At 36.3% G+C, this 26,726-nt stretch carries 21 protein-coding genes; 14 read left to right on the top strand and 7 right to left on the bottom strand.

Annotated elements, in window-relative coordinates:
- The first annotated feature begins 8 nt into the window (after window positions 1-8).
- Complete coding sequence (locus JN11_RS15735) at window positions 9-1,202, top strand: pyridoxal phosphate-dependent aminotransferase (RefSeq protein WP_211360789.1); 1,194 nt, start codon at window positions 9-11, stop codon at window positions 1,200-1,202.
- Between the two features lie 88 nt (window positions 1,203-1,290).
- Here the strand turns inward: JN11_RS15735 and JN11_RS15730 are convergent, their stop codons facing one another.
- From JN11_RS15730 to JN11_RS15715, 4 genes are all read right to left on the bottom strand, one after another.
- Window positions 1,291-1,851 (bottom strand): hypothetical protein, encoded by a 561-nt coding sequence (locus JN11_RS15730; protein WP_144914079.1) that lies wholly within the window; start codon window positions 1,849-1,851, stop codon window positions 1,291-1,293.
- A 385-nt stretch (window positions 1,852-2,236) separates the two neighbouring features.
- Window positions 2,237-5,419 carry an efflux RND transporter permease subunit gene (locus JN11_RS15725; protein ID WP_144914077.1) on the bottom strand — a complete coding sequence of 1,061 codons (3,183 nt, stop codon included), beginning with the start codon at window positions 5,417-5,419 and terminating at the stop codon, window positions 2,237-2,239.
- Window positions 5,420-5,459: 40 nt separating this feature from the next.
- Entirely contained in the window at window positions 5,460-6,596 is a 1,137-nt protein-coding gene (locus tag JN11_RS15720; protein WP_144914075.1) for an efflux RND transporter periplasmic adaptor subunit, read from the bottom strand.
- A gap of 8 nt (window positions 6,597-6,604) precedes the next feature.
- A complete protein-coding gene (locus JN11_RS15715; RefSeq protein WP_144914074.1) occupies window positions 6,605-7,933 on the bottom strand; it encodes a TolC family protein in 1,329 nt (442 codons plus the stop codon).
- A gap of 345 nt (window positions 7,934-8,278) precedes the next feature.
- On the opposite strand from JN11_RS15715, the gene spt reads away from it, so the two are divergent.
- The 12 genes from spt (at window position 8,279) to JN11_RS15655 (ending at window position 22,674) form a co-directional block, all read left to right on the top strand.
- Window positions 8,279-9,496, top strand: coding sequence for a serine palmitoyltransferase (gene spt / locus JN11_RS15710; RefSeq protein WP_144914072.1), 1,218 nt, complete (start codon window positions 8,279-8,281; stop codon window positions 9,494-9,496).
- 112 nt (window positions 9,497-9,608) lie between these two features.
- On the top strand, window positions 9,609-10,727 hold the full coding sequence (locus tag JN11_RS15705; RefSeq protein WP_144914070.1) for a GNAT family N-acetyltransferase: 1,119 nt from the start codon (window positions 9,609-9,611) through the stop codon (window positions 10,725-10,727).
- Window positions 10,724-11,713 (top strand): NAD-dependent epimerase/dehydratase family protein, encoded by a 990-nt coding sequence (locus tag JN11_RS15700; protein WP_144914069.1) that lies wholly within the window; start codon window positions 10,724-10,726, stop codon window positions 11,711-11,713. Before JN11_RS15705 ends, JN11_RS15700 begins: the two co-directional genes overlap by 4 nt.
- A 36-nt stretch (window positions 11,714-11,749) precedes the next feature.
- On the top strand, window positions 11,750-13,072 hold the full coding sequence (locus JN11_RS15695; RefSeq protein ID WP_144914067.1) for an inositol-3-phosphate synthase: 1,323 nt from the start codon (window positions 11,750-11,752) through the stop codon (window positions 13,070-13,072).
- Complete coding sequence (locus tag JN11_RS15690) at window positions 13,072-13,527, top strand: phosphatidylglycerophosphatase A family protein (protein WP_170227767.1); 456 nt, start codon at window positions 13,072-13,074, stop codon at window positions 13,525-13,527. Before JN11_RS15695 ends, JN11_RS15690 begins: the two co-directional genes overlap by 1 nt.
- A 252-nt stretch (window positions 13,528-13,779) precedes the next feature.
- Entirely contained in the window at window positions 13,780-16,338 is a 2,559-nt protein-coding gene (locus JN11_RS15685) for a DUF5686 and carboxypeptidase-like regulatory domain-containing protein (protein WP_144914064.1), read from the top strand.
- 14 nt (window positions 16,339-16,352) lie between these two features.
- The gene (locus JN11_RS15680) at window positions 16,353-17,069 is read left to right on the top strand and encodes a CDP-alcohol phosphatidyltransferase family protein (RefSeq protein WP_144914062.1); all 717 of its coding nucleotides are present in this window, start codon (window positions 16,353-16,355) and stop codon (window positions 17,067-17,069) included.
- A 195-nt stretch (window positions 17,070-17,264) separates the two neighbouring features.
- Window positions 17,265-17,885 carry a sterol desaturase family protein gene (locus tag JN11_RS15675; RefSeq protein ID WP_144914060.1) on the top strand — a complete coding sequence of 207 codons (621 nt, stop codon included), beginning with the start codon at window positions 17,265-17,267 and terminating at the stop codon, window positions 17,883-17,885.
- A 1-nt stretch (window position 17,886) separates the two neighbouring features.
- Window positions 17,887-18,825: a phosphatase PAP2 family protein gene (locus JN11_RS15670; RefSeq protein WP_144914058.1), complete on the top strand. Its 939-nt coding sequence runs from the start codon at window positions 17,887-17,889 to the stop codon at window positions 18,823-18,825.
- A 232-nt stretch (window positions 18,826-19,057) separates the two neighbouring features.
- On the top strand, window positions 19,058-20,149 hold the full coding sequence (locus JN11_RS15665; RefSeq protein ID WP_144914057.1) for a hypothetical protein: 1,092 nt from the start codon (window positions 19,058-19,060) through the stop codon (window positions 20,147-20,149).
- A 142-nt stretch (window positions 20,150-20,291) separates the two neighbouring features.
- On the top strand, window positions 20,292-20,852 hold the full coding sequence (locus JN11_RS15660; RefSeq protein ID WP_144914055.1) for a CAP domain-containing protein: 561 nt from the start codon (window positions 20,292-20,294) through the stop codon (window positions 20,850-20,852).
- Between the two features lie 190 nt (window positions 20,853-21,042).
- Window positions 21,043-22,674 (top strand): hypothetical protein, encoded by a 1,632-nt coding sequence (locus JN11_RS15655; protein ID WP_144914053.1) that lies wholly within the window; start codon window positions 21,043-21,045, stop codon window positions 22,672-22,674.
- A gap of 7 nt (window positions 22,675-22,681) precedes the next feature.
- Here JN11_RS15655 and JN11_RS15650 read toward each other — a convergent pair whose 3' ends face one another.
- The 3 genes from JN11_RS15650 to JN11_RS15640 all read right to left on the bottom strand — a co-directional run bounded on the left by JN11_RS15650 (window position 22,682) and on the right by JN11_RS15640 (window position 24,915).
- Window positions 22,682-22,909 (bottom strand): DUF1456 family protein, encoded by a 228-nt coding sequence (locus tag JN11_RS15650; protein ID WP_144914052.1) that lies wholly within the window; start codon window positions 22,907-22,909, stop codon window positions 22,682-22,684.
- A gap of 23 nt (window positions 22,910-22,932) precedes the next feature.
- Window positions 22,933-24,234: a DEAD/DEAH box helicase gene (locus JN11_RS15645; RefSeq protein WP_144914050.1), complete on the bottom strand. Its 1,302-nt coding sequence runs from the start codon at window positions 24,232-24,234 to the stop codon at window positions 22,933-22,935.
- A 132-nt stretch (window positions 24,235-24,366) separates the two neighbouring features.
- Window positions 24,367-24,915: a DUF4337 family protein gene (locus JN11_RS15640; protein WP_144914048.1), complete on the bottom strand. Its 549-nt coding sequence runs from the start codon at window positions 24,913-24,915 to the stop codon at window positions 24,367-24,369.
- 330 nt (window positions 24,916-25,245) lie between these two features.
- Between JN11_RS15640 and JN11_RS15635 the strand changes: the two genes are divergently transcribed.
- Entirely contained in the window at window positions 25,246-26,646 is a 1,401-nt protein-coding gene (locus JN11_RS15635) for an MBL fold metallo-hydrolase RNA specificity domain-containing protein (RefSeq protein WP_144914047.1), read from the top strand.
- Window positions 26,647-26,726 lie beyond the last annotated feature (80 nt).

Here is a 26,726-nt window from a genome sequence, read left to right as displayed (position 1 = left end):
GAAAATATATGACTGCATTAAGTAACAGGATCAATAACCTGTCAGAATCCGCAACAATTAAGATGGCCAAATTAGGCCGCGAACTTGCCGCTAAAGGCGTTGATGTGATCAGCCTTAGCTTTGGCGAACCTGATTTTCATACACCTGAGCATATAAAGGAAGCTGCAAAGCAGGCTATGGATAAGAACTTTACTTACTATACGCCCGTAGCAGGTTACCCTGACCTGAGAAAAGCAGTTACTGTAAAGCTTAAAACAGAAAACAACTTGGATTACGACGCAAGTCAGATCGTTGTTTCTACCGGAGCTAAACAAGCTATTGCTAATGTTGTATTGTGTTTGGTTAACCCCGGTGAAGAGGTAATTATTCCTACTCCTTACTGGGTTTCATACTCAGAAGTGGTAAAATTAGCCGAGGGCGTAAGTGTATTTATTGATGCACCTGTTGAACAGGATTTTAAAATTACTCCGGCTCAGTTAGAAGCTGCTATTACACCTAAAACAAAGCTATTTATGTTTTCATCTCCTTGTAACCCTACAGGAAGTGTTTACAGTAAAAGTGAGTTAGAAGGTTTAGCTAAAGTATTTGAAAAGCATCCGCATGTTTACATTATGTCTGACGAGATTTATGAGCACATCAACTTTGTTGATAAGCATGAATCTATCGCTCAGTTCGATTCAATAAAAGACCGAGTGATTATTATAAATGGCTTTTCAAAGGCTTTTGCCATGACCGGCTGGAGAATTGGCTATACCGCATCAAACAAAGAAATTGCTGCAGCTTGCGATAAAATTCAAGGTCAAATTACTTCAGGTACTTGCTCTATTACTCAAAAGGCAGGGGTCGCCGCTTTAGAAGGTGGTTTAGAAAGCGTATTGCAAATGCGTGGTGAGTTTAAAAAACGTCGCGATATTGTTTATAAACTTTTAAAAGAAATTGATGGGGTAAAAGTTAATCTTCCTGAAGGTGCATTTTACTTTTTCCCAGATGTGACTTCTTTCTTCGGCAAAAACTACAATGGTAGAACTATTAATGACGCTGATGAATTGAGCATTTATTTACTGGAAGAAGCTCATGTTGCTACAGTGGGTGGCGATTCTTTTGGTGATAAAAAATCAATCCGTATTTCTTATGCCGCAGCAGAAGATACGTTAATTGAAGCTGTAAGGCGTATTAAAGAAGCTCTGGGGAAGTTGAAATAATAATTATCACTTATTAATAAATATCAAAAAGCCCGCTGTTAAATAACAACGGGCTTTTTATTTAATATGCTTTTAGGTTGATTATAGTTTATAACCCAAAACCATAAGCTAAACGTAATGCAACAAGGCCGTAATTATTACTTTGGCCTGAATAATTTTCATAACGTACGCCTACATCCCAATGCTTGGTAGCGTAACCTAATGCAGGAGATAAGATAAGCTTCGTGTCTTTATTTGCAAAGTTCTCATCTACACCTTGTGGTAAAAAAGTTTTGGTTTCAATACCAGCACCCACCTCGGCACCTAAATACAAATTAGAGGTATAGAAGTATTTTATACCTGCTTTAATAGGAACCATACCTAATGATTGGTATTTAAGATTAGTACCAGGTTCATTTTTACCAAAGAAATTATAATAACCGGATGTTAAGGTTATAGCTAAGTTATTCGAAACTCCGTATTGCAACCTTCCTGTACCACCTAATTCGGCATTAGAAAAGTCGTGAGCACTCCCGGTTACCAAACCACCTTCAACACCTATTCCAAATCTTAGCTTATTAGGGGTTATTGTTTGAGCTTTTACATCAGTGGCAAAAAATATAGCTGCAGCAGTTGCTACTGAAGCTAATAGTTTGATTGTCTTTTTCATCGTTGCGTTTTTCATAAAGTGAATAATAGATAGTATTAAACACTGTCCACTTTACAAATACTTTGCCAGTAGTGCCATTTTTTAATGCATTCAATACCATAGGACTGATTTAAAACCCCAGAAAGAAAAAGTTTATTAACAATTGTTAATAGCTTAACTGTTGATTATCAGTTGATTTTTAACAATACTGAAGATTGGAAGAAGAGTGATTTGAAAATGTCACAAAATTCGAAAAAAATTATTCAATTGATTAACTTTTGTAATGATTACAAAAAAAATTTGACTGCAAAACAGGGCAAATTCTTTATTTCAAAGAATGCGCCAACGCGAAAGCGAATATAAAAATGGATATTTAACAAAAAAGCTCCCAAACGGGAGCTTTTTTCTATTCTTTAGGATCACCATGTGCCGGATCTGGTTTATAATTTTTATGTAACTCAGCCAGTTTTTCTTTTCCATAAGCAAACCGGGTAATTACATAAAATAATACAGGCACAATAAATATAGCCAATGATGTTGCTGCAAGCATTCCTCCAAAAACTGTCCAACCAATGGTTTGCCGCGCTTGTGCACCTGCACCGGAAGCAAATACCAGTGGTAATACACCAAATATAAATGCCAGCGAAGTCATTAAAATAGGCCTTAAACGTAATCTCACCGCTTCCAGCACAGCAGTTTCCAGCTCCATTCCCCGGTCAACACGCTCTTTGGCAAATTCAACAATCAAAATTGCATTCTTGGCTGCTAGTCCTATGAGGGTTATCAAACCAATTTGGGCATAAATATTATCAGCTATATTTTTTTGGAAGGTTAAAAACAATATCGCTCCAAAAGCGCCCAAAGGAACAGCTAAAAGAACAGAGAAAGGAACCGACCAGCTTTCATATAATGCCGCCAGGAATAAAAATACAAAACCAATCGAAAGCATAAATATGTATACCGTACTTGAACCGGATAGCAATTCCTCACGGCTCAATCCCGAAAATTCATATCCAAATCCCTGTGGCAGGGTTTTATCAGCTACATCCTTTAAAGCCGTTAAAGCATCACCACTACTATAGCCAGGCGCTGCACCCCCATCAATTTCGGCTGACCGGAATAAATTATAGTGAGATATCAGTGGCGCATTCTCAATTACTTTGTACGAAGTTAAGGTGCTTAGCGGAACCATTGTACCTGATTGATTACGCACAAAATATTGCCCTATATTTTGGATGTTCGTTCGATAGTTGGTGTCGGCCTGTGCCAAAACGTGAAACGTTCGTCCATATAAGGTTAAATCGTTGACATAGGTACTACCCATATAAGTTTGGAGAGCAGCATTAACATCAGAAATGGATACGCCCAATTTCTTTGCTTTTTCCCTATCAATAGTTAATTGGTAAGCTGGCGTGCTGGCAGTGAAGAAAGTAAAGGCTCTTGATATTTCTGGTCGTTTATTAATCTCCCCTACAAAGTTTTTTAATGTTTTTTCAAATGTTTTAATGTCACCACCGGCTTCCTTTTCTTCCAGTATAAAGGAGAATCCACCCGTGCTGCCCAAACCAGGTATTGCTGGTGGTTGAATAACCACCACACTGGCCTCTTTAAATCGCGACAATTTCTTTTGCAGATTGGCAATTATAGCGGTTATCTGATCTTTTTTATCCTCACGCTGATCCCATGGTTTTAATTGCACAAATATGGTGGCGCTGTTAGATTTACTTGCAAAGCTTACTGCATTTAAACCACCCAATGCTGCATAATGGAGTATTTGAGGGATACTATCCAGCGTCTTCATCATTTCATGCAAAACACCAACTGTTCTTTGAGTTGATGAAGCCTCCGGCAAATCATAGGTAATATAAATACGTCCGTCATCTTCCAACGGAATAAAGCCTGTAGGTTTGTTTTTAAACAGCATAACCGTCCCTGCTATGATACATACCAAGATGATGATAATAAATTTGGAATTCTTTATACTCTTATCAACACCATTACGATATCTGTGGGTCACCCGGTCAAACCATTGATTGAATTTAAAAAACAGTTTGTCGAGTCCTTTTGATTTTTCATCAAGTTTACGCGGCTTTAAAAGTAATGTACAAAGTGCTGGGGTTAGTGAAAGTGCTACAAAAGCCGATATCAAAACAGATATAGCGATTGTTATAGCAAATTGCTGATAGAGCCTGCCCACAATACCGGGAATGAACCCAACAGGGACAAACACGGCCGCCAAAATAAGGGCTATTGCAATAACCGGTGCAGATATATCGGCCATTGCATGCGTTGTCGCTTCTTTCGGCGACATACCCTCTTCATCCATGTAATGCTGTACAGCTTCAACCACCACAATGGCATCATCAACCACTATACCAATGGCCAAAACAAAGCCAAACAGCGTAAGCGTATTAATGGTAAAGTGAAGTGGTATGAAAAATATGAATGTACCAATAATCGATACAGGTATAGCCAATACCGGGATTAATGTTGTACGCCAGCTTTGTAGAAACAAAAATACTACTACAATAACCAAAACCAATGCTATAATCAACGTTTCAATAACCTCACTAACTGAAACCTTTACCACGGTTATTGATTCAAATGGTACTACGTAATCAACATCAGTCGGGAATGATTTTTTAAGCTGCTCCATGGTAGCATAAACGTTATCTGCAGTTTCCAACGCATTGCTGTTTGGTGCCTGGTAAACCAATAGGTAAGAAGCCCGGCGGCCATCAACAAATGAATTACCTGAATAGTTGAATTTTCCTAATTCAACACGTGCAATATCTTTTAAATGAACCACTGCACCATTGCCAGGTGTAGTTTTTACAATAATGTTTGAAAATTCTTCTGGCTTTGAAAGTCGTCCCTGTACCAATACGGTATATTCAAATGGCTGGGCTTTTTCTTGTGGCGGTACCCCTACTACACCGGCTGCAACTTGTGCATTTTGCTCATTTAAGGCAGCAACAACATCGGCTGCCGTCATGCTCAGTGCAGCAAGCTTATCTGGTTTAAGCCATATACGCATACTAAAGTCATCGGCACGTGTAAATACATCACCCACTCCTTTGGTGCGGGTTAAGGCATCTTTAACAAAAATATTGGTATAATTATCCATGAAGGTGACATCATGCGTGCCTTTTGGTGCAAACATCGCTACCAGCATCAATATACTCGGATTTCGTTTACGTGTAATTAATCCCAAACGCTGAACATCCTGTGGTAATGATGGTGTTGCAATACCAACCCTGTTTTGAACATCCAGCGCAGCAATATTTATATCTGTACCTACTTCAAAGTTGGCAGTCATGGTCATTTGACCGTTACTGGTACTGTTACTTTGCAGATAGGTCATGCCCGGTGTACCGTTAACCTGAACTTCAATAGGCGTAGCCACGGTTTGTTCAACAGTTACGGCATCGGCGCCGTTATAAGTACCTGTAATTTGAACAGTTGGCGGTGTTATTTCCGGATATTGGCCAATAGGTAAGCTCATTATTGATAAAATACCCACAACCACAATTACTATTGAGATAACAATTGCTGTAACCGGCCTTCTTATAAAAGTATCTGCGATCATCTTTTTGTTTTTAGAAAAAAATTGTGTTGCCTTTATTTTACTATTTTGCGCTTTTGCCGCCGGCTTGCCCTGGTGTTTGTACAGCAGGAATACCAAGTGTTATTTTTCCACCATCACGTAGGCGCTGAAATCCTTCGGTGATCACTTTATCTCCGTTTTGAATGCCTGATAGTACAACTACGTCATTACCAATCCGTGGGCCTAATTTTACTTTATGCTGCTTGGCAATAGTATCTTGTGATACAAAAACAAAAAACTCTCCCATCTGCTCGGTAACCGCTTTATACGGAATTTGTACCCTGTTGCCCGATGCACTGTTCAATACATTTAAAACACAGCTCATGCCATCTTTTAATACGTCATCATCATTCGGGAACTGGATTCTTACTTTAATAGTACCAGTACCACTGGCCACTCCCCTGTCAATGGCTAAAACCTGGCCTGGTTTATTATAACTGCTTCCGTCAGACAAAGTAAGTTTGAAGGTTGAGTCAGTCCCTCTTTTTTTAAGGTCATAAAAACGACTGATATCCTGTTCATTTATAACCACATCCACACCAATGGGATGCTCGCTTGATATGGTATTTAATAAAGTAGTCCCGGGTGAAACCTGTGCACCCAATTTTACTTGTGATATACCTATTCGGCCTGTAAATGGGGCTGAAATGATGGAGTAAGATAAATCTGTTTTAGCTGATAATATTCCTGCTTTGGCAACAGCAACCTCGCTTTTACTGGTTTCATAAGCTGCCTGGGCCTGATCAACAGTTTGACGGGCAACCGCATCATTTTTCAGTAGCATGGTATAACGATCAATGTCCTTTTGCGCTTTTATCAGATTGGCATTTGCGCTTAGTAGATTAGCTTCTGCCTGTTGGTAAGCTGCTTCATATTTACGGCGGTCTATCTCATATAATTCTTTTCCTTTTGCAACTATGTCACCCTCTTTAAAAAATATACCGGTAATAAAACCAGAAACTTCACTTCTCAATTCCACATAGTTTAACGCTACTACAGTACCCTGATACTGGTCATAATAAACTGCTTCAGCTGTTTTTGCAGCTGCAACATTTACCGGAGTAGGCGGTAATGCTGCATTAGGTTTTGCTTTTTTCTGGCACGATGTCCATAATAACAGTGCAAGTGATCCTGATAGAAGTATATTTTTTGTTTTCATATTCAACATTATTGTACATTAAGGATACCGAGTGATTTTTCGAGGTCTATTTTACTTGATAAAAGCTGGAATAGGGCATTATAATAATTTAATTCAGCTGTTTGAAGATCAGATTGGGCAACAATAACATCCAGATAGGTTTTAATACCTTCGCGGTATTGCAGGCTTACCACTTTATAAACATCTTTTGCCAAATCAACATTTTGTTTAATCAGTATCCAATTGGTGTAATTGCTTTTATAGCTTGCCAAGGCCTGTACATATTCAGTATTGATGGTGTTTTTGGTATTTTCAATATCAAGATCAGTGCGGTCAACTTCTAAACGTGCCTTACTTAAGTTTTGAAGCCTTTTAGTTCCGGTAAAAATGGGCAGGTTTAAGGTAAGTCCGGCAAATAAACTTGGGGTTGAATTATTGTATAAGGTTGAAAACCTATTGCTAAAATAATAAAGGTCATATTCACCATTGGCTGATAAAGAAGGCAGAAAGCCCCATTTATAATAACTCACATTTACATTTTCCAGATTCTTTTGAGTTTGTAATAAACGATATTCTATCCGGTTACTAACGTCAAGTTGCTGATTAGTATCAATACTTGCTTCCTGTTCATAACGAGTGGAGTCATAAGCAAGCTTAATATTATGGTCACGGGATATGCCCATAATCTGCTTTAAATAAGCTAATTTACTATTAATGGCTTCAGCCGTTTGTTTGCGCGTTGCCAATGAGTTATTTAGTGAAATAGTAGCCTGTTTATAATCAGTTTTATCAACCAAGCCAGCCTGATACCGGTTATACGCATCTTTTAAACTGCGTTGCAGCCGAATAATATCTTCATTTAAAATATCAAGGTCTTTTTGCGAAAGCAATACATCAAAAAAAGCCTTACTTACATCAGAAACAACATTTATCTGACTGCTTACTGTATTTTGTTTATAATACAATCTCGAATATTTAGCTGCTTTTGCAGCTTGTAAAACATCGTTATTATATATAACCTGACTTGCTTGTAAGCTCAATGCAGAATATTCGTTTATATTTGTACCGGATGCGGCGAGCGCAGGATCGGAGGCAACTGCAGCAGGTTCACCTTTAAAATAATGCTGGTAAAGACCATTTGTACTTACCTGGGGGAGCCAGGCAGAAAGCCCGATACGGATATCTTTTTCATTGATTTCCTGATCAATTGATGCTTGTCTTACAGCAGGCTGATTTTTCAGGGCAAAATCAATGCATTGTTTTATGGAAAAAACAGTATCTGCTTTTTCCTGTGCAAAAAGAACAAATGGTAAAGTTAGTGTTAAGATAAAAAACAAAGAGCAGTAGGTTTTTTTCATATGCTGTTGTGATTATGATCTATATAAACATAACTGATAAGCAAAAAAGGCATCATTTTTTTTTTAATTTATGTAGATATACTAATATGGCACTTTAAAACCGTTATTATTTATCAACAATTAAATTTTTACTGTTTAATGTCAAAAAAAACATCAATCAGACTGTTTTTCAGGTCATTTACAAAAAAATGAAAAAATGTGTCATTAAATAAATAAAAAATTTAATTAATTTGCCGGATGGGAACACGATTGCAATTAAGGTTGTTCAAAAAAAATTACATACTAAATAATAAGTTATAACCTAATTCATGGTATTTTTACAAAAAATTTAAGCTGGGTTAATACATGGTTAAAAAATTACATGAGAAAATTGCTCAATTCCAGGATGCGAATATCATCCGGGAGGCTGGGCTATATCCTTATTTCAGACCAATAGAGTCTGGGCAGGATACGGAAGTCATTATCGATCACAAGCGTGTATTAATGTTTGGTTCTAATTCGTATTTGGGATTAACGAATCATCCTAAAATTAAGGAAGCGTCTAAAAAAGCAATAGATAAATACGGAACAGGTTGTGCCGGATCAAGATTTTTGAATGGAACTCTTGATATACACATCGAACTGGAAAATAGGCTTGCCAAATATGTTGGTAAAGAAGCTGCAGTATTATTTAGTACCGGTTTTCAGGTTAATCTGGGGGTGCTTTCAAGCATAACCGGGCGTAACGATTATTTAATACTTGATGAGTATGATCATGCTTCATTAATAGATGGTAGCCGTTTATCATTTTCAAAGGTTATTAAATACGCCCATAATGATATGGAAGATCTTCAGCGTAAGCTGAGTATCTTGCCTGAAGAAGCTGTTAAATTAATTGCTGTTGACGGGATATTCAGTATGGAAGGTGATATTGTTAAATTACCTGAAATTGTACAGATAGCTGATCAATTTGGGGCTAATATTATGGTTGATGATGCTCATAGTTTGGGTGTAATTGGCCATAAAGGTGCTGGTACAGCATCACACTTTAATCTTACTGATGATGTTGACCTGATAATGGGTACTTTCAGTAAATCATTGGCTTCATTGGGTGGGTTTATTGCTGCTGACGCAGAAACTATTGATTATTTAAAACACCGTGCACGTGCATTAATGTTTAGTGCCAGTATGACTCCAGGTTCAGTTGCCAGTGTAATTGCAGCGCTAGATATTATTGAATCAGAGCCGGAACGTATCGCTAAGCTTTGGGATAATACCAATTATGCAATGAAACTGCTTTTAGAAGAAGGCTTTGACCTTGGCCCTACTGAAAGTCCTATTCTACCAATTTACGTTCGCGATAATCATAAAACGTTCCTTGTTACCAAATACCTTCAAAATCAGGGGATATTTGTGAACCCGGTAGTATCACCGGCTGTTCCTTCTGATTCTTCTTTATTACGTTTCTCATTAATGGCTACCCATTCTTTCGATCAGATTGATGAAGCCGTTGAGAAAATTGCAAAAGCGTTTAAAGAAGTAGGTGTAACTTCTATAAAAGAAAAGGAAAAAGAAAAAATATAAACCTTTTGCTTTTAACCAGGCAAAATTTAATAAACAAAAAACAATGACAGACATTACGGCTGTCATTGTTTTTTCTGCTATAATCAGACCAATATAAATTCTAATCATTTAAATGAAAAAAATAGTACAGGTTAATTCAAAAAAAGAACTTGCTACATTTATTGATTTTCCGCACGAGCTTTACAAAAACGATCCCTATTACGTACCGGAGTTGTTTATTGCCCAAAAAGATTTACTAACCACCCACCCTTTTCACAAACATTCATCACTTCAATGCTTTTTAGCATATGATGGTGATAAAGTGATAGGTCGTATAGCATCTATTTTAAACAACAATCATAATGCTTATAATCATCGTAATGATGGTTTTTGGGGCTTTTTTGATTGCATTGATGACCAGGAGACGGCCAATCTGCTATTTGAAGCCGCAGCTAAGTGGATAAAGGATAAAGGCGTTGATCAAAAATTTATAGGTCCCGTTAATTTTTCAACCAATGAAGCTTGTGGCTTGTTAGTTCAGGGGTTTGACAGTTCACCGTTTTTATTGCAGACGTATAATTATCCTTATTATGCAGGTTTAATTGAAAAGGCTGGTTTTGAGAAACAGGTAGACCTGATAGCATGGCATTGGGAAGGTAGTAACTATGACGATAAATCAGTTAGGTTATTAAATGCACTGCAGGAACGTTTAAAACGGAATAATATAATTATCAGAAAAGTCAATCTGAAAAATTTCAAAAAAGAGACCGCCAAATTAAGAGAGGTATATAATTCTGCATGGGATCAAAACACCGGATTTGTGCCTTTGACCGATGAAGAGTTTGATTACCTGGCAAAAGACCTTAAGCTTATACTTGACCCTGATTTTGCGTTAGTTGCCGAGCAAAATGGTAAAATTGTTGCTTTTGGCCTGGCTTTACCAAACTTTAATGAGGTTTTGAAAAAAGTTAAAAGAGGCCGTTTATTACCAACCGGTATTTTTACCATCTTATTAAACAAAAGTAAAGTTAAAAGCCTGCGCATTTATGCACTTGGGGTAGTTGATGGCTATCGTAAAATGGGTATTGAAGCCTGCCTTTATGGTACTATTATAAAAGAATATAAACAAAAAGGCTACAAGCATGCTGAAGCAGGCTGGACTTTAGAAAACAATACATTGATCAATGAGGCTATCATAGCTATTAAAGGAGATCCGTACAAAAAGTATAGGATTTACGAAAAAGCGATATGAAAGAACGGGTTTTAATAACCGGTGCCAGCGGATTTGTAGGCTATCATTTAATACAGGAAGCACTTAAAGATGATCTTGAAGTTTACGTTGCTGTAAGAAAAAGCAGTAAAATTGATCATTTAAAAAATTTGGATATTAAATATACCTATCCAGATTTTGATAATATAGATGCTTTGGTAACTGAATTTAATGAAAAAAAATATGATTATATTATTCATGCCGCAGGCATTACAAAAGCCAGGTCAGTAGCTGAATATAATCATATAAATGCAGATTATACCAATAACATCGCATCTGCAATTGTTAAAAACGCCCACCCAGTAAAAAAAATGGTGCTCATCAGCAGCCTTGCCGCAGTGGGTCCGTTAAATACCCTTGAAGGTATTATAACGGAGGATACTTTAGCTAATCCGGTAACAGCTTATGGAAAAAGTAAGTTACTGGCTGAAGAAAATTTAAAAACATTTTCGTCGTTAAATTATAGTATTTTGAGGCCAACCGGAGTGTACGGGCCACGTGATCGTGATATTTTTATTTTTTTTAAGCAGGTAGCAAAAGGTATTGAACCATATATTGGTAACATGCAGCAAAAATTCAGTTTTATTTATGTTACCGATGTTGCCAAAGCCGCTGTTTTAGCATTATACGCGAAAGACAATCAAAAAACTTATAACCTATCAGACGGACAGTATTATGATCGTTACGAATTAGGAAAACTTATAAAAGAAACATTAAATTTGAAAACGGTAAAGTTTCATTTACCTGTAATTTTTGTAAAATTTATTGCTTTGCTATCAGAAAAATATAGTTCTTTGAGGAATGAAGCCGCTGTTTTGAATATTGAAAAATTAAATGAGCTAATGGCTGTTAACTGGTACTGCGATATTAAACAAGCCAGATCTGGTATAGATTTCTCCCCCGAACATGATCTTAGAGCCGGAGTTACCAAAACATTAAAGTGGTATAAAGCAAATAAATGGCTGTAAGCTATAATAATTATATAACGTTTATAATATAAAACAATGAAAACTAATATCAAACCTGCCGATGGCAAACTCGGTATTTTAATTCCGGGACTTGGTGCCGTGGCAACTACACTTATTGCCGGTGTTGAAGCTGTGAAAAAAGGCATATCACAACCTATTGGTTCACTTACACAAATGGGAAACATCCGTTTAGGTAAAAGAACTGAAAACCGTAATCCTAAAGTTAAAGATTTTGTTCCTCTGGCTAATTTGAACGATATAGTTTTTGGTGGATGGGATGTATACTCTGACAACGTTTATGAAGCAGCAACGAAAGCAAAAGTGCTTGAGCCTGGTTTATTAAATGCTGTTAAATCCGAATTGGAAGTGGTTGTGCCTATGAAAGCAGCTTTTGACAGTAACTACGCTAAAAATCTTACTGCTACCCACGTTAAAACCGGTACAAGATATGAGCTTGCACAAGAAGTGATGAATGACATCAAAAACTTCAAGGAAAAAAATGGTTGCAGCCGTATAGTTTTAATCTGGTGCGGATCAACTGAAATTTACTACGAAGCAACTGACATTCACAGTAGCCTTGCTAAGTTTGAACAAGCTTTGCTTGATGATGACAAACGTATATCGCCTAGTATGATATATGCTTACGCAGCATTAAAGTTAGGTATCCCTTTTTCAAATGGTGCGCCAAACTTAACTGTTGACATCCCGGCTTTGATTGAGCTAGCTAAATTAACAGAAACTCCAATTGCCGGAAAAGACTTTAAAACTGGTCAAACTTTAATGAAAACTATATTGGCACCAGGTCTTGCTGCACGTTCATTAGGTGTAAGCGGCTGGTTCTCAACCAATATTTTAGGTAACCGTGATGGTTTAGTATTGGATGATCCGGATAACTTTAAAACTAAAGAAGTTTCAAAACTAGGCGTACTGGAAGATATTTTAAAACCAGAAACCAACCCTGAACTATACGGAGATCTGTACCACAAAATCCGTATTGACTATTACCCTCCACACGGAGATAATAAAGAAAGCTGGGATAACATTGACATTTTTGGCTGGTTAGGCTACAAAATGCAAATTAAAATCAATTTCCTTTGCCGCGATTCAATTTTAGCAGCTCCAATAGCTTTGGATTTGGCTTTATTTAGTGATTTAGCTAAAAGGGCTAATTTGAGTGGCATACAGGAATGGTTATCATTTTACCTAAAGTCTCCTCAAACAGCAGAAGGCTTGCCACCAGAAAATGATATTTTCAAACAGTTAATTAAATTGCAAAATACTTTACGCCACTTAATGGGCGAAGACCTGATCACTCACCTTGGGTTAGATTATTACCAGGAATTGGTTGATTCTTTATAATGCTATTTCATAAACTATCATCCACCAGCCTGGGTATAGGCTATATTGGCAAAGGGGCGGGTACTGTTGCTGCAGTAGCTTGTTGTATTTGCTGGTACTTTGCCTGGGCTGGTGATTATCCCCCACTCATTCTCGCCGTTTCAATTACCATTGCAATTACCCTGTTAGGTGTATGGTCATCATCCATCGTTGAAAAAATATGGGGAAAAGATCCTGCTCGTGTGGTTATTGACGAAGTAGCTGGAATGTGTATTGGCTTGCTATTTGTACCTGTAAGTGTTAAATATGTAATACTTGCTCTTATATTATTTCGCTTTTTTGATATAGTTAAACCCCTTTTTATCCGTAAGATGGAAGAGTTACCCTCAGGATGGGGTATAATGATGGACGATGTATTAGCAGGCATCTATACTAATATCATAGTGAATACCGTTGTATGGTTTAAGATATTTTAAAAATGATTTCTTAAAAAATATAAATGACCATATCACAAATTAACATATTTGACTTTTTGACCACAAAAGTCCGTTTGTATTTTTTTTACCTTCGCAGTTCTTTAGCATTTTACCCCGAGTGCTCATTGGCAGTGAAATTTTCAAAACAAAATGGTAATAAGAATAGCAAAACAAATACCGTTAATAAATAGAATCACTGATGAATCAAATTTCGTACGTTAATAAAAACAGAATTGTATTTTCATAAACTACATGGATTTAAAATATTTTCACAAGAAGTTATATTATATAATACTTTTTTTATTTTCTACTACTACCCTCTTCGCACAAACTACTGTTGTTTCAGGTACCGTAATTGATGCCTCAAATAGAAAACCATTACCTTTTGTTGCCGTTTCATTTCCTGGTACAACCATCGGTGTAAATACAGACAATCAGGGGAAATACAGCATTCAGACAGATAAACCTGTAACCAAAATAAAAGCATCGTTTTTAGGATATAAGGATGCCGTAACCACTGTTACTGTAGGTAAAGAACAGGAAATAAATTTAAGAATGTTGCCGCTGGCTTCACAATTGGACGAGGTTGTAGTAAAATCAGGTAAGAAACCCAGATATCGCAACAAAGATAACCCAGCTGTGGAGTTGATCCGTAAGGTTATTGAAAACAAGGAGAAAAACAGGCCTACCAGCTATGATTATGTTGAGTACAAAGAATACGATAAAATGCAGTTTTCTTTGAGCAATGTATCAAAAGACGCCTCCCAGAAAAAAGGCTTGAAAAAATATGCGTTTGTTTTAGATAACAGAGATAGTACAACCGTACCCGGAAAGTCACTATTACCCGTATTTTTAGATGAAAAGTTATCTCAATACTATTATCGTAAAAATCCGGAGAGAGAAAAAACGATAACCCTGGGGCAAAAGACAGTAAACTTTGGCGGAGCAATTGATAATGAAGGCTTAACCGTGTACTTTAAGCACATGTATTATAAGGTTGATATTTACTCAAATGTAGTATTCCTTATGACTACTAACTTTTTAAGTCCTATTGCCAATTCCGCCCCTACTTTTTACAAGTTTTTTATTACCGATACTGTTGTGGTAAATAATCAAAAACTGGTTGAACTAAGTTTTACTCCTAGAAATACCACTGATGTTTTATTTGTAGGTAAAATTTACATCACCCTTGATGGTAATTATGCTGTGCAAAAGGCGGATTTAACCATTAACAAAAACATCAATCTAAACTTTGTGAACACAATGTCGGTTAACCTGGAGTTTGAACAGAATCCCGATGGTCGTTATCATTTAAGTAAAAGCACAACTCTTGCCGACTTTGGGTTTAACCGAAGTAAAAACGGAGCCCTGTTTGGAATCAGGGAAATTGTCTATAAAAATTACATCGTAAATAATCCTCGCGCGGATACAACCTATAAAAATCAGGAAGATGCTGTTCCGGAGGCAGCAAAAAACAGAAGTGACCAGTTTTGGGCACAAAACCGCCTGGATACATTAACTACTGCTGAATCAAAAGTTTATAAAAATACGGATAGTTTAAGGAACATGCCATCTTTCAGGCGAACCCTTGATATAGCTACACTATTATTAGCCGGGTATAAAGATGAGGGATGGTATGAAATTGGCCCCGCAAATACCTTTTATAGCTTTAACCCCATTGAAGGTTTGAAACTACGTTTTGGCGGCCGCACTACTCCCGAACTAAGCAAACGGTATTATTTTGAAACATATGCATCTTATGGTTTTAAGGATGAAAAGTGGAAGGGTTTTTTAAGTGCTACGTACTCCTTAAATGATAAATCCATTTACAAATTCCCTCAAAATTACATAAGGGCGAGCGTACAATATGACACGCATATCCCCGGAGAAAACCTACAGTTTGTTCAGGAAGATAACTTCTTACTTTCGTTTAAACGTGGTAATAATGATAAATATCTATATGACCTTGCTTACAGGCTGGATTATGTCCATGAGTTTGAAAACCATTTTTCATACAGTTTTGGCTTAAGCAGCCTTAATCAGTCACCGGCTGGATCTTTATACTTTATAAATCTTGACAATAATGGTTTACCTCAGAATATCCATAATTTAATCACTACCGACTTCACAATTGGTTTGCGATATGCACCAAATGAGCAGTTTTATCAGGGTAAAATTTACAGAATCCCAGTGCCCAGTAAAAATCCGGTTTTTTCATTGGATTATGATGCCGGCATAAAAGATGTAGTAGGCGGTCAGTATAGTTATCAAAAGCTGCATGCCCGTATTGATAAACGTTTTTATCTGTCGCAATTAGGTTGGGCCGATGTAACAGTTGAAGGTGGGAAAATATTTGGACAAGTGCCTTATCCACTGCTTAATATTTTCCGTGCAAATCAAACTTATGCTTATGATATTTACTCTTACAACTTAATGAATTTTTTGGAGTTTGTAGGTGATCATTATGAAAGTATAGATATTGACCAGCACTTTAACGGATTCTTTTTTAATAAAATTCCATTGCTGAAAAAATTGAAGTGGAGAGAAACAGCTTCCTTTAAAGCTATTTATGGTGGTGTATCCAGTACCAATGATCCATCGTTACATCCTTCATTATATCAGTATCCTGTTACAGGAACAGGGCAACCAATTACTTATGCGTTAGGAAAAACACCTTATGTTGAAGGTAGTGTTGGTATTGAAAACATTTTTAAATTTGTACGTATTGATTTGGTTAAACGATTTACCTATCTGGATCATCCGGATATTGCTAAATGGGGTATACGTACTTTAGTTCAATTCAACTTCTAATTTTGCAAACAGTTATGGAACAACAAACATCCCTTCGTACAAACCTGCAGTTGGGCATTTATAAAGTAATTGACCCTGTAGTTAAAGTTTTTATTAAGCTGGGACTTACTCCAAATGCTGTTACTTCTATAGGTTTTGCATTAAATGTCGGCGTTGCAGTAATATTTATTTTGGGCGCTGAAGAAGGCAACCGTGGTGATTTAAGCTATGTAGGCTGGGCAGGTGGTTTAATTTTATTTGCAGGTTTATTTGATATGCTTGATGGCCAGGTAGCAAGATTAGGTAACATGAAATCAGTATTTGGAGCACTCTACGATTCAGTACTTGATCGCTATAGTGAACTAATTATGTTTTTAGGGATATGCTATTATCTGGTTGGTCATCATTACTTTTTAAGTTCCATATTCGCATTTATTGCGCTTATCGGCTCCATGATGGTGAGTTATGTAAGGGCACGTGCAGAGGGTCTGGGTATTGAATGTAAAGGTGGCCTAATGCAACGCCCAGAACGTGTGGTTACCATTGGTTTATGCGCCGTTTTATGCGGAATAACATCCTTATACATAGGTGGGGATTACAAAGTGTACTTACCGGGCACCAAGTTTCAGATTTTTGAAACGATGACAATATTTACCATTCCTATTGCCATATTAGCAGTGTTAACTAATGTTACCGCGTTTAACAGGTTAATGGATGCCAAAAAGAGTTTAATGGAACAAGAGCACGAATAATGTGATGCTTTGTTAACAAAAAACGGTCGCTAAAAGCAGTAAATATCATATCTTCGCAACAATTTCATAATATCTTTTTTGTTAAATAATTCTTTATTAAAATTGGGTGTTCATTTTGAATAGTTATATTTAAAATAACATTTAAAAAATCGTTTACAGGCAGAGAAATTATAAAATTTTAACACCTGAAAGGCTATGAAAAAAAAATACGTTTCAAATTCACAGGAATCAGTAAGGATGTTTAAAAGTGACTTGCTGGAAAGCTTATCAAAAGTTCATTTTACTGTACCTCTTTTCATATTTATACCGGTTATTGCTTTTAGCATTTATGAGTCGTTTGAACTTTCAATAGGTATATTAACCTTTTTTGAGTTATTTGCTTTGGGCCTTTTTGTATGGACGTTTGTAGAATACATAATGCACCGCTTTGTATTTCATTACGTGCCTGAGGGTAAAGACTGGGCCATGAGGCTTCACTTTATTTTCCATGGTGTTCATCATGATTATCCAAGTGACGCCAAGCGTTTGGTATTGCCTCCATCAGTAAGCATTCCTTTGGCAACCGGTTTTTTCTTTTTGTTTAAAGCGATATTACCTGCTGACAATATTTGGGGATTTTTCCCTGGATTTATATTGGGGTACCTTTTTTATGATATATCCCATTATGCAATCCACCACTTTAACTTTAAGGGCAACATTTGGAAAAAAATAAAACAACACCACATGTTGCACCATTACCAGGATCCTGATAAGGGTTATGGTGTCAGCTCTCCTCTTTGGGATAAGATTTTCCGTTCAGACTTTTTAAAGAAATAGCATGGTAAATGCTGTGACTGATGGTGCAAAGATAACTTTGCGTTCTGTTTTTGTTGTTTTTGCAATATCAATACTTTACTTATTGCTTTCGTGGAAACTGGTTGGTTTTAAATCAGACCAATTGGTATTGATAGGCATATTTTGTCTGCTTTATTTCTTTACTGCAATTACACGTAAATTTATTTTAGGCTTTTCCATTTTTATAGTTTATTGGATCATATTCGATTATATGAAAGCCTTTCCGAACTATAACTACAATACCGTTCATATTGCCGATTTATATAACCTGGAAAAAAGAATCTTCGGGATTAACATCAATGGGAAACTGCTAACTCCAAATGAATATTGGCGCGTAAACGGAACTGCCTTTTTAGATATCGTTACCGGTATATTTTACTTATGCTGGGTTCCTGTTCCCTTGGCATTTGCAGGATTTTTGTTTTTCAAAAACAGAAAGCAATTCCTTTATTTTTCAATGACGTTTGTTTTAATAAACTTAATTGGGTTTGTTATTTATTACCTATATCCTGCCGCACCACCATGGTATGTAGAATATCATGGTTTTGTTTTTCATGCACATACTCCAGGTAATACTGCCGGGCTGGCCAAGTTTGATCAATATTTTCACGCAAATATTTTTAAGTCAATTTATTCTAAAGGATCTAATGTTTTTGCTGCAATGCCATCATTGCATTCCTCCTATCCTGTTGTAGTTTTGTATTACGGCATTAAAAACAGGTTGGGTATTGTGAATGTACTTTTTGCCATTGTGATGCTGGGTATTTGGTTTACTGCAGTTTATGCAAGTCATCATTATATTTTGGATGTGCTTGCCGGGATTACCTGTGCTTGTACAGGCATAGCGCTTTTTAATCTCATCTTAAAGAAGAGTAAAACCTTTGATTCTTTTATCCAGAAGTACGAACAAGCTATCCGCTAGTAGGCTCCTATCCAAATTAGCAGAATTACTGTACTAATTATTGTAATATTCAGCCACTTTTATATTCTAGATAAGTCTATTGTTGAAGTTATTAGTTGAAAAATGTGCTGCAAATGCAATAATTGTCCCATTTTTCACATAAATAAGATCCCATTATTATGTTTACAGGTAAAAGGCATGCTATTTGAATATAGTTAATTATATTTATGTCCCTGTTTTCTGCTGATAAATTATGAAAATTGCTGCTACTCTATTTATAATGCTATTTGCCTGTTTTAAATTATCAGCCAGTACTTGTTCTGATACTTCAAAAACCGTTTCATCTAAAAATAAGACGGATAGTTTAAGAGCATTCACCGACTTTAAGGCGAATCAAACATATCAGTTAGCTCGAACCGAAAACCACGTCTACAGCGTTAGGTTACTGGCATTCAATAATCTTCCGGACAGTTTGAAATTCACCGGTAATAAGAAATTATTCGCAATGACAGATAACACCGAAAGCCTCAGGGCATTATTGATTTTGAGTCATGCCGATAGCCTAAAATTAAAGCAAGCTGATAGCTTAAGAATTGTTGAAGCTGTACATGTTGACAGCGTGAAGAAAAATATAAAAGTAATGGGGATTGATGAGCTTAAGCAACAGCTAAAAGCAAATAAGTACGAATTACTAAAGGGCCCTTTGTATACCGAAATATCTTTACGCTACTTAAATTACGATACGTTGAGTAATAAAAAGCAAAAATCACTGTATCAAAATGAAGCTATTAGCTATACCATGCTAGCATTGCACCAATATTCTATATATGATGATACTTTAGGTTTAAGATTGTGTTTTGACAACCTGACCAAAGTATATTTCGCTCAAAAAAAGTATACCCAGGCTAAATGGTTTATACTGCAATCAAATAACCTTTCGCGTTTAAAAAATGATGTACCTAATATTATTGCTTCCCTGATCACATTATCAGCTATTAAAAGTGACATAGAAGATTATACACTTGCCATGAGCGATCTAAATGAAGCTTTGCAACTCTCCATCACACACCATTATCCCAAAATAGAATCAGAAGTATTGAAAAATTATGCAATGCTTTATAATCGCGTTAAAAACTATCCAAAGGAAGCAATGATGTTAAAGAAGCGCGATTCACTAAATGAAAGCATCCGCAGAGATGAACGGGCTAAGTTGATTGCCAGTATGAATGCGCAAGCTTTCATCCAAAAGAGAAAGTTGGACTCATTGCAGAAAAAAAAAGTTTATACCTACAATATTCGGAAGTCTTACAAAAACAGCTCCGCCAAAAAAATAACCTCGTTATAATATTATTAGTTATCATCATGATGGTGATTGTTGCGGTTTTTATAATTAACAGACGCAAAAAAGACAGTATCTATTAACAACAAAAAAGCGTATAAGGTTCAGTACTTATTAAACCACCAAGCTCATAGATTGTCTTATTAATATGAAAATATTATTGAAAGGATTATTTACGATTATAATGCTAACCGGTTGTTTTAGTGCTTACAGTCAACGCTATATAAGTAAACAGGATTTTAAACGCGAATTTCTGGAAGATATCAATCATATTCGTCAAAGAGGATGTAACTGTGGGGTTAATTATATGCCTCCTGCCCCACCTATTGTTTGGAACGATAATTTGGAACTAGCAGCCAAAGGACACGCAAAGGACATGGCAGATAAAGACTATTTTAGCCATACCAGTAAAGACGGACGCAACCTGGAAGATCGCGTTGTAGTTGCTGGGTATTATTTCAAAGGCTATAGAAGTTTTGCAATTGGTGAAAATATTGCAATGGGACAGCAAAGTATTGCAGAAGTTATGCAAGGTTGGATTAAAAGTGAAGGTCATTGCAAAAACTTAATGAACCCTGCTTTTAAAGAAGTGGGTATTGCTTTATACCATAACTATTGGGTACAGGATTTTGGAGGCAGGCAACCATTTACAGCACAGGAACAAAAGATGCTTAAAAGCGGACAATACAAGGTTATTGAAAACAAGTAGTGGTTTTATCTATGGTTATTTTTAATGCTTAAATGAAGAAATAATGAAGTTGAAATTACCGGACGCATCTAAAAGCATTAAATTCCTTTACTTTAAGTTTTATATATAACAGATTATAAAAAGGTTTGATTTTTGCTAATCATTCCATATCAGCTTAATTTATTGAGCTGTAAACTATAAACAAACATCTATGTTAACCCAATCTGCTCTATCAACCCAACAAAAATCAATACCTCTGTCCTTTACCCTAACTTCAAAAAAAAGCTTTATTACCTCCGCGGCTACCTTGTTTTTTCTGCTTTTTAGTTTAGTTTCTTTCAAAGTAAGTGCCGAAAGCTTTAAGTTTAAGATCAAGAACACTACCAAAAATGTAGTGACCGTGTTTTACAAGATCAATAAAAAATCAGGCGATTTTAAAGTCAGGTCGTTGGTAAAACTGGCACCCGGCGACGAAAGGGAAAAGGAGGTTTCTATAGGTAAAAATGATACTGTTTCCTTTTATGGCCAAAATGGTGAAGATGAAACTTCTGCTATTGTAAGGAAGGATTATGAAACCCTTAATAAAGATAAAAATGAGGTTTACTACATTCCAATTGTAATCCCTGAAAAGGAAAATACCAGTTTTGAATCGGTTGAAAATTTAGGTTTACAACTGGAACATAACAAGGTGCTTAGTTTTTTATTGAGAATGGATTCCACTTCAATGACAAGTATGTCAATGCTGGAGAATAATTTTCAGAATATTTATCCTCTGGGCACCTTCGTCTTTGTAGATACAAAGACCAACCGTTTATTGGTACCGCCTTTGGAACCTTCATATTGGAACAATAGCGAAAACTATTTTACCATACAGGATAGTCTGTATGCATTGGTTAACAATAACCATGCTTTGCAAGCAGGTGTGCAAGTATCATTTATTGCAAAGCTGTTTGATTCTTTAAGGGTTAATAATGCCGAAGAACTTGAATTTAAAGGTAAATTATCTTTATTTAGATGGAAACCAAGTCCTAATGCCAATATTTATCAAATATTGAATGATAAGGCCATACAAGATTTTTTGCAGATCTGTTATGACCAGATCAATGATCCCGATTCAGAATATCAACATTACAGACTTTACTTTTTATCTTCATATGAAAGAATAGATGACCTTGAGATTTATGGGAAGCAATTTTATTCTTTCGGTAATGAAGCAGATATTTCATTAATGAGCAGCGGGAACCCTAACTTTCAGCTATTAAGTACCAATTTAGGAATGCTTTATACCAAAAGTAAAACATTGAGTAATTATTATTCAGTCCAAAATGCAGTTCTAAGGACAAGGGCCTATGATTTTACTTCCTTGTTATTTAACGGCTTTAAAAACAATATTAAAACCAAATTAATTGAGGATGCATATCGTACCCAGCACCAGTTGGTTTCGAATATTTTAAGTGAGTATTCGGGTCTGGTTGATTACAATCCTGATCCTTCAAAATTAACCTTGGTTAAATTAAACGAAAAGGATACTACCTCTTCCCTTACACCTGTATTAACTACAGTAGGTAATTTACAGCCTTACATTGTTGGGGTAGCGGATACATCCAAAGAAGCTAGTGCAATTGCCAAAAATAATCAGCTTGATGGTTACAATAACCGTGTGAAAATATTTAACTCGCACCTGAGCAAAATCAATAGCCTTATAAAGCAGCTCAATCAAACCAATTCTGATATCGTAAAAATGTCTCAATCAGATGAGAAGCAATACAAAATGGACCCTAAGAATTCGGCAGGTCTGCTTAAAGAAATTGTAGTAAATAATAGCATTGTACGAAAGGAATGAGCAAGGCTTAGTCCTGTTTTTTCGGTCCGCGTTTGTAAATAATCAGACCATTTAAAAAGTTGCGTAATATCTGATCGCCACAAGGCTTAAAATTGGGATGGTCTTCTTTACGGAAGATTGCTCCCAGTTCTGTTTTGGTGATACGAAAATCAGCCAGTTTTAAAACTTCAATAATGTCATCATCCGTAAACTGAAGTGCTACACGGAGTTTTTTCATGATATCGTTATTACTCATGCCAGGTTGTTATAATTATCGGGCTATATTGAAATTTCAATTTTCACCTTCTTGTTTTTTATTTTTTCGTTTTTGATCAGCTTTAGAGTATGATCTACTTTATTGCGTTTTACTGCAGCATATGAGGTATGATCCAATACCTCAATTAAACCCAGATCATCTTTAGCTAATTCTCCTTTTTGCAGCAGCAACCCTACAATATCAACTTTGTTTATTTTATCTTTTTTGCCTGCGGCGATGTATAAAGTTATCCATTGTGATGGTTTGGGGATAACCACTTTTTCAGGTAATATCTCAATTTCTGGATTTTGCTTAACATAAGCCAGTTTTTCGTCCTCCGTTAATATTAAATAGGACGTTCCTTTTGCATGCATCCTTGCAGTACGCCCGTTACGGTGTAAAAAAGCCTCTTCGGTATGTGGTAACTGATAATGGATCACATTCTCAATTTCAGGAATATCTAATCCTCTTGAAGCCAAATCTGTGGTAATGAGCAAACGGTGACTTCCATTTCTGAATTTCAATAGCGCCCGTTCCCTGTCTTCCTGTTCCATTCCACCATGAAAAATATCATGTGCTAAACCCATGTCCCATAATAAATCACTTATCCGGTCAACCGCTTCACGATGGTTACAGAAAACTAATGAAGCCTTGTCTCCTATTTTGCAAATCAATGCAAATAGCGTATCTAATTTATCTGCAGCCGGGGATATCACGGCTTTTAGTTTTAGATCGGGTGTATTTATCTCGCTTTTAAGAAAATCAACACCAGTTGGATTGCGAATGCCTGTAAATGCTGGTATTTCCTGCATTTGGGTTGCTGAAGTTAAAATCCGCTTTTTTAAATTGGGTAGTTGTTTTATGATAAATGACATATCTTCCTGAAACCCAAATTCAAGTGATTTATCAAACTCATCCAATATTAATGTCTGGATAGCATTTGTACTAAAGCTGTTACGTCTTAAGTGATGGGATATTCGTCCCGGCGTACCAATTAGTAATGCCGGTGGCTGTGAAAGGTTATTACGCTCAATTTTTACAGGATGGCCGCCATAACAGCAATTTACTTTAAAGCCAGTCTTCATGTCTTTAAAAACCTGTTCAATTTGCAGGGCCAATTCACGGGATGGTACAAGAATAAGTGCCTGCACCTGTGTTTCTGAAGGGTTTAAAAGACTTAAAAGTGGTAATAAAAAACCGAGTGTTTTACCCGAACCGGTTGGAGAAAGCAACACCACATCGCCTTTTTTAGCAGCATTTATTGCGGCATACTGCATATCATTCAATGCTGCTATATTTAAGTTCTCCAGTACTTCTTTTATCATTACTTGTTTGGGTAAGCTACAAAGATACGGTAAAAGAGTGAGGCGGGGGACTTCTAAAATTTATAGTGAAAGGTTGATACAAATTACGATGGGTTTTAAACCCATCGTAATTAAATAAATATTGACGTTTGTTTAGAATAACGTTCCCTGCAGTAAAAAGAAAATACCAACAGCAGCAAAGCCTACACTTGCAATCCACAAATTGCGGCGTTTGGTTATTATTGAAATAGCACCAATAGCTATAGCCACCTGAAATAAGGTTACGGCTCGGGCCAATATTTTATGTTTGGCAACATGCTCATCCGATTCTTTTTGAGCATCTTTTGCTTCCTGCATAATTTGTGCCTGCTCTTTTTTATTCTCTTTAATCTTTAAAGTATCAGCAGCAGGAGGTATTTTACCTAATGCCAGTAACACTTTATTGTTTGATGCAATTACGTCATTCTTAATACCTTTGGCCTGGTAAAAAGCCCATTGATCAGATGATCGCATCTGTGATAACATAGCTTCATCTGCATGGTCGCCCGCTATTAATCCGGCTATTGCTGCCAGTACTGCGATTACAGCTGTAGTAAGCGCCACATACAATACCCATTTTTCTTTCCCTTCAGAAAGTATATGATGCGCATGCTCATTACTTTGCTCATGTATTTTTTCCGAAAAATTTTCTATTTCTTCCATTGGTGTAATTATTGTTTAAATCTGTTCGTTATTACGTGGTTAAATTATTTTTCGGTTTAATTATATGATACTCCATACGGATAATCGCATGACAAATAACAATCAAAAATATACTTATTTTACTTTTGGCAATATAGGTATTTACTAATGTTCAAAAAAAATAGTCATATCTGCAAATCAGTCTCCATTCTTTACAACAATAATAATAAGTTTGCAGCAAGTTCATTAATTAACTTATTTATTAGTTAAGCATTGGTTTTATTGATTTTTTTTAATATATTAAGACAATACTGACAGGCTGATAACTCAATGAACTGCTGAATAAAAAAGATGAAATTAACTATACATGGGGCGGCCCGGCAAGTAACCGGGAGTATGCATTTGCTGGAGGTAGGCCAATATAAAATTTTAATTGATTGCGGACTTGATTACGAAAAAGACCGTAATATTCAAATGAATGAGGATTTTGTGTTTAATCCGGCAGAAATTAACGTAGTCGTTTTGACCCATGCACATATTGATCATTCAGGGAATTTACCAACGCTTGTCCGTTTAGGTTTTAAAGGCCAAATTCTTTGTACCAGCCCTACAGCTGATCTTACTGAACTGCTTTTGCTTGATTCTGTGAGTATATTTATGAGGAAGGCACACAAGGGAAATAAACATAACAGGAAAGGTAAATTTAATTCAGGTGCACAACCCTTATATCTGCAAAAACATGTAATGGACACTGTGGATCGGTTTGTTACCATAGGTTTTAACAGACCATTTCAGGTTAGCAGCAACATCGAACTCACTTTTATACCTGTTGGCCATTTATTAGGAGCTGCTGCTGCTGTTTTTAAAGTTACCGAAGATAATGGTATTGAAAAAACAATAGCCTTTACGGGTGATGTGGGCCGCAAAAACTATCCCGTATTGGACGACCCTCAATCACTACCAGATATTGATTATTTAGTTACCGAATCAACCTATGGTGGCAGGTATCATACAACAGGCAAATCCGTTGAAGAAACACTCATTGAAGTTATTGAAAAGGCTTGTATAAAAGAACAAGGACGTTTAATTATCCCTGCATTTAGTATTGGTCGCACCCAATCACTGGTATATTCTTTAAATAAAATATTCAGTAACGGGTTATTACCGGCAGTTAAGGTTTTTGTTGATAGTCCGCTAGCGGTTCGTTCAACTGAAGTGTTTCGCAAATATCATTATCTGGTAAATCAGGAAGCGCAAGAATTTTACCAAAAACAAGGGGATGAGTTTGAGTTTGACAACCTCACTTATGTGGAGAATTTGAAAGATAGCCGTCAGGTGTCTAATTATTTTGAACCTTGTATTATCATATCGTCCGCAGGAATGCTTGATGGCGGACGTATACAGGATCACCTTTATCATAATATACAGAACTACTATTGTACTATTCTGTTTATTGGCTATTGCGCCAAAGGTACGCTGGGTTTCCGTTTATTAAGGGGCGATCCTATTGTTCATATTAAAGACCGCGAACTTTCAGTGTACGCCACCATTAAACAAACCGATGTATTGAGTGCTCACGGTGATCATGCTGATCTGATGGATACCGTAAAACAGATAGATAAAGTGAAGCTAAAAACTGTATTTCTGGTACACGGAGAAACAAACAGTATGCAGGCTTTTGCCGATGCTTTGACAGAAGAAGGATATAATGCTATTATCCCGGAAAAAGGAGTCGCGTACGATTTGAATTAAACAATAATTCACTAAGCCCTTAAAACTAATTACACGAATCGTATTCATCATACAATTCGTGTAATTAGTTAAATCAGAGA

Origin of the sequence: Mucilaginibacter frigoritolerans, from assembly GCF_007830615.1 — a bacterium.
GTDB lineage: Bacteria > Bacteroidota > Bacteroidia > Sphingobacteriales > Sphingobacteriaceae > Mucilaginibacter > Mucilaginibacter frigoritolerans.
Note: the sequence above shows the minus strand (reverse complement) of the source record. Positions and strands in the feature narration are given on the sequence as shown.

Coding starts and splice junctions, on each gene's coding strand:
- JN11_RS15735 (WP_211360789.1), top strand. CDS start 9: ATGACTGCATTAAGTAACAGGATCAATAACCTGTCAGAATCCGCAACA.
- JN11_RS15730 (WP_144914079.1), bottom strand. CDS start 1,851: ATGAAAAAGACAATCAAACTATTAGCTTCAGTAGCAACTGCTGCAGCT.
- JN11_RS15725 (WP_144914077.1), bottom strand. CDS start 5,419: ATGATCGCAGATACTTTTATAAGAAGGCCGGTTACAGCAATTGTTATC.
- JN11_RS15720 (WP_144914075.1), bottom strand. CDS start 6,596: ATGAAAACAAAAAATATACTTCTATCAGGATCACTTGCACTGTTATTA.
- JN11_RS15715 (WP_144914074.1), bottom strand. CDS start 7,933: ATGAAAAAAACCTACTGCTCTTTGTTTTTTATCTTAACACTAACTTTA.
- spt (WP_144914072.1), top strand. CDS start 8,279: ATGGTTAAAAAATTACATGAGAAAATTGCTCAATTCCAGGATGCGAAT.
- JN11_RS15705 (WP_144914070.1), top strand. CDS start 9,609: ATGAAAAAAATAGTACAGGTTAATTCAAAAAAAGAACTTGCTACATTT.
- JN11_RS15700 (WP_144914069.1), top strand. CDS start 10,724: ATGAAAGAACGGGTTTTAATAACCGGTGCCAGCGGATTTGTAGGCTAT.
- JN11_RS15695 (WP_144914067.1), top strand. CDS start 11,750: ATGAAAACTAATATCAAACCTGCCGATGGCAAACTCGGTATTTTAATT.
- JN11_RS15690 (WP_170227767.1), top strand. CDS start 13,072: ATGCTATTTCATAAACTATCATCCACCAGCCTGGGTATAGGCTATATT.
- JN11_RS15685 (WP_144914064.1), top strand. CDS start 13,780: ATGGATTTAAAATATTTTCACAAGAAGTTATATTATATAATACTTTTT.
- JN11_RS15680 (WP_144914062.1), top strand. CDS start 16,353: ATGGAACAACAAACATCCCTTCGTACAAACCTGCAGTTGGGCATTTAT.
- JN11_RS15675 (WP_144914060.1), top strand. CDS start 17,265: ATGAAAAAAAAATACGTTTCAAATTCACAGGAATCAGTAAGGATGTTT.
- JN11_RS15670 (WP_144914058.1), top strand. CDS start 17,887: ATGGTAAATGCTGTGACTGATGGTGCAAAGATAACTTTGCGTTCTGTT.
- JN11_RS15665 (WP_144914057.1), top strand. CDS start 19,058: ATGAAAATTGCTGCTACTCTATTTATAATGCTATTTGCCTGTTTTAAA.
- JN11_RS15660 (WP_144914055.1), top strand. CDS start 20,292: ATGAAAATATTATTGAAAGGATTATTTACGATTATAATGCTAACCGGT.
- JN11_RS15655 (WP_144914053.1), top strand. CDS start 21,043: ATGTTAACCCAATCTGCTCTATCAACCCAACAAAAATCAATACCTCTG.
- JN11_RS15650 (WP_144914052.1), bottom strand. CDS start 22,909: ATGAGTAATAACGATATCATGAAAAAACTCCGTGTAGCACTTCAGTTT.
- JN11_RS15645 (WP_144914050.1), bottom strand. CDS start 24,234: ATGATAAAAGAAGTACTGGAGAACTTAAATATAGCAGCATTGAATGAT.
- JN11_RS15640 (WP_144914048.1), bottom strand. CDS start 24,915: ATGGAAGAAATAGAAAATTTTTCGGAAAAAATACATGAGCAAAGTAAT.
- JN11_RS15635 (WP_144914047.1), top strand. CDS start 25,246: ATGAAATTAACTATACATGGGGCGGCCCGGCAAGTAACCGGGAGTATG.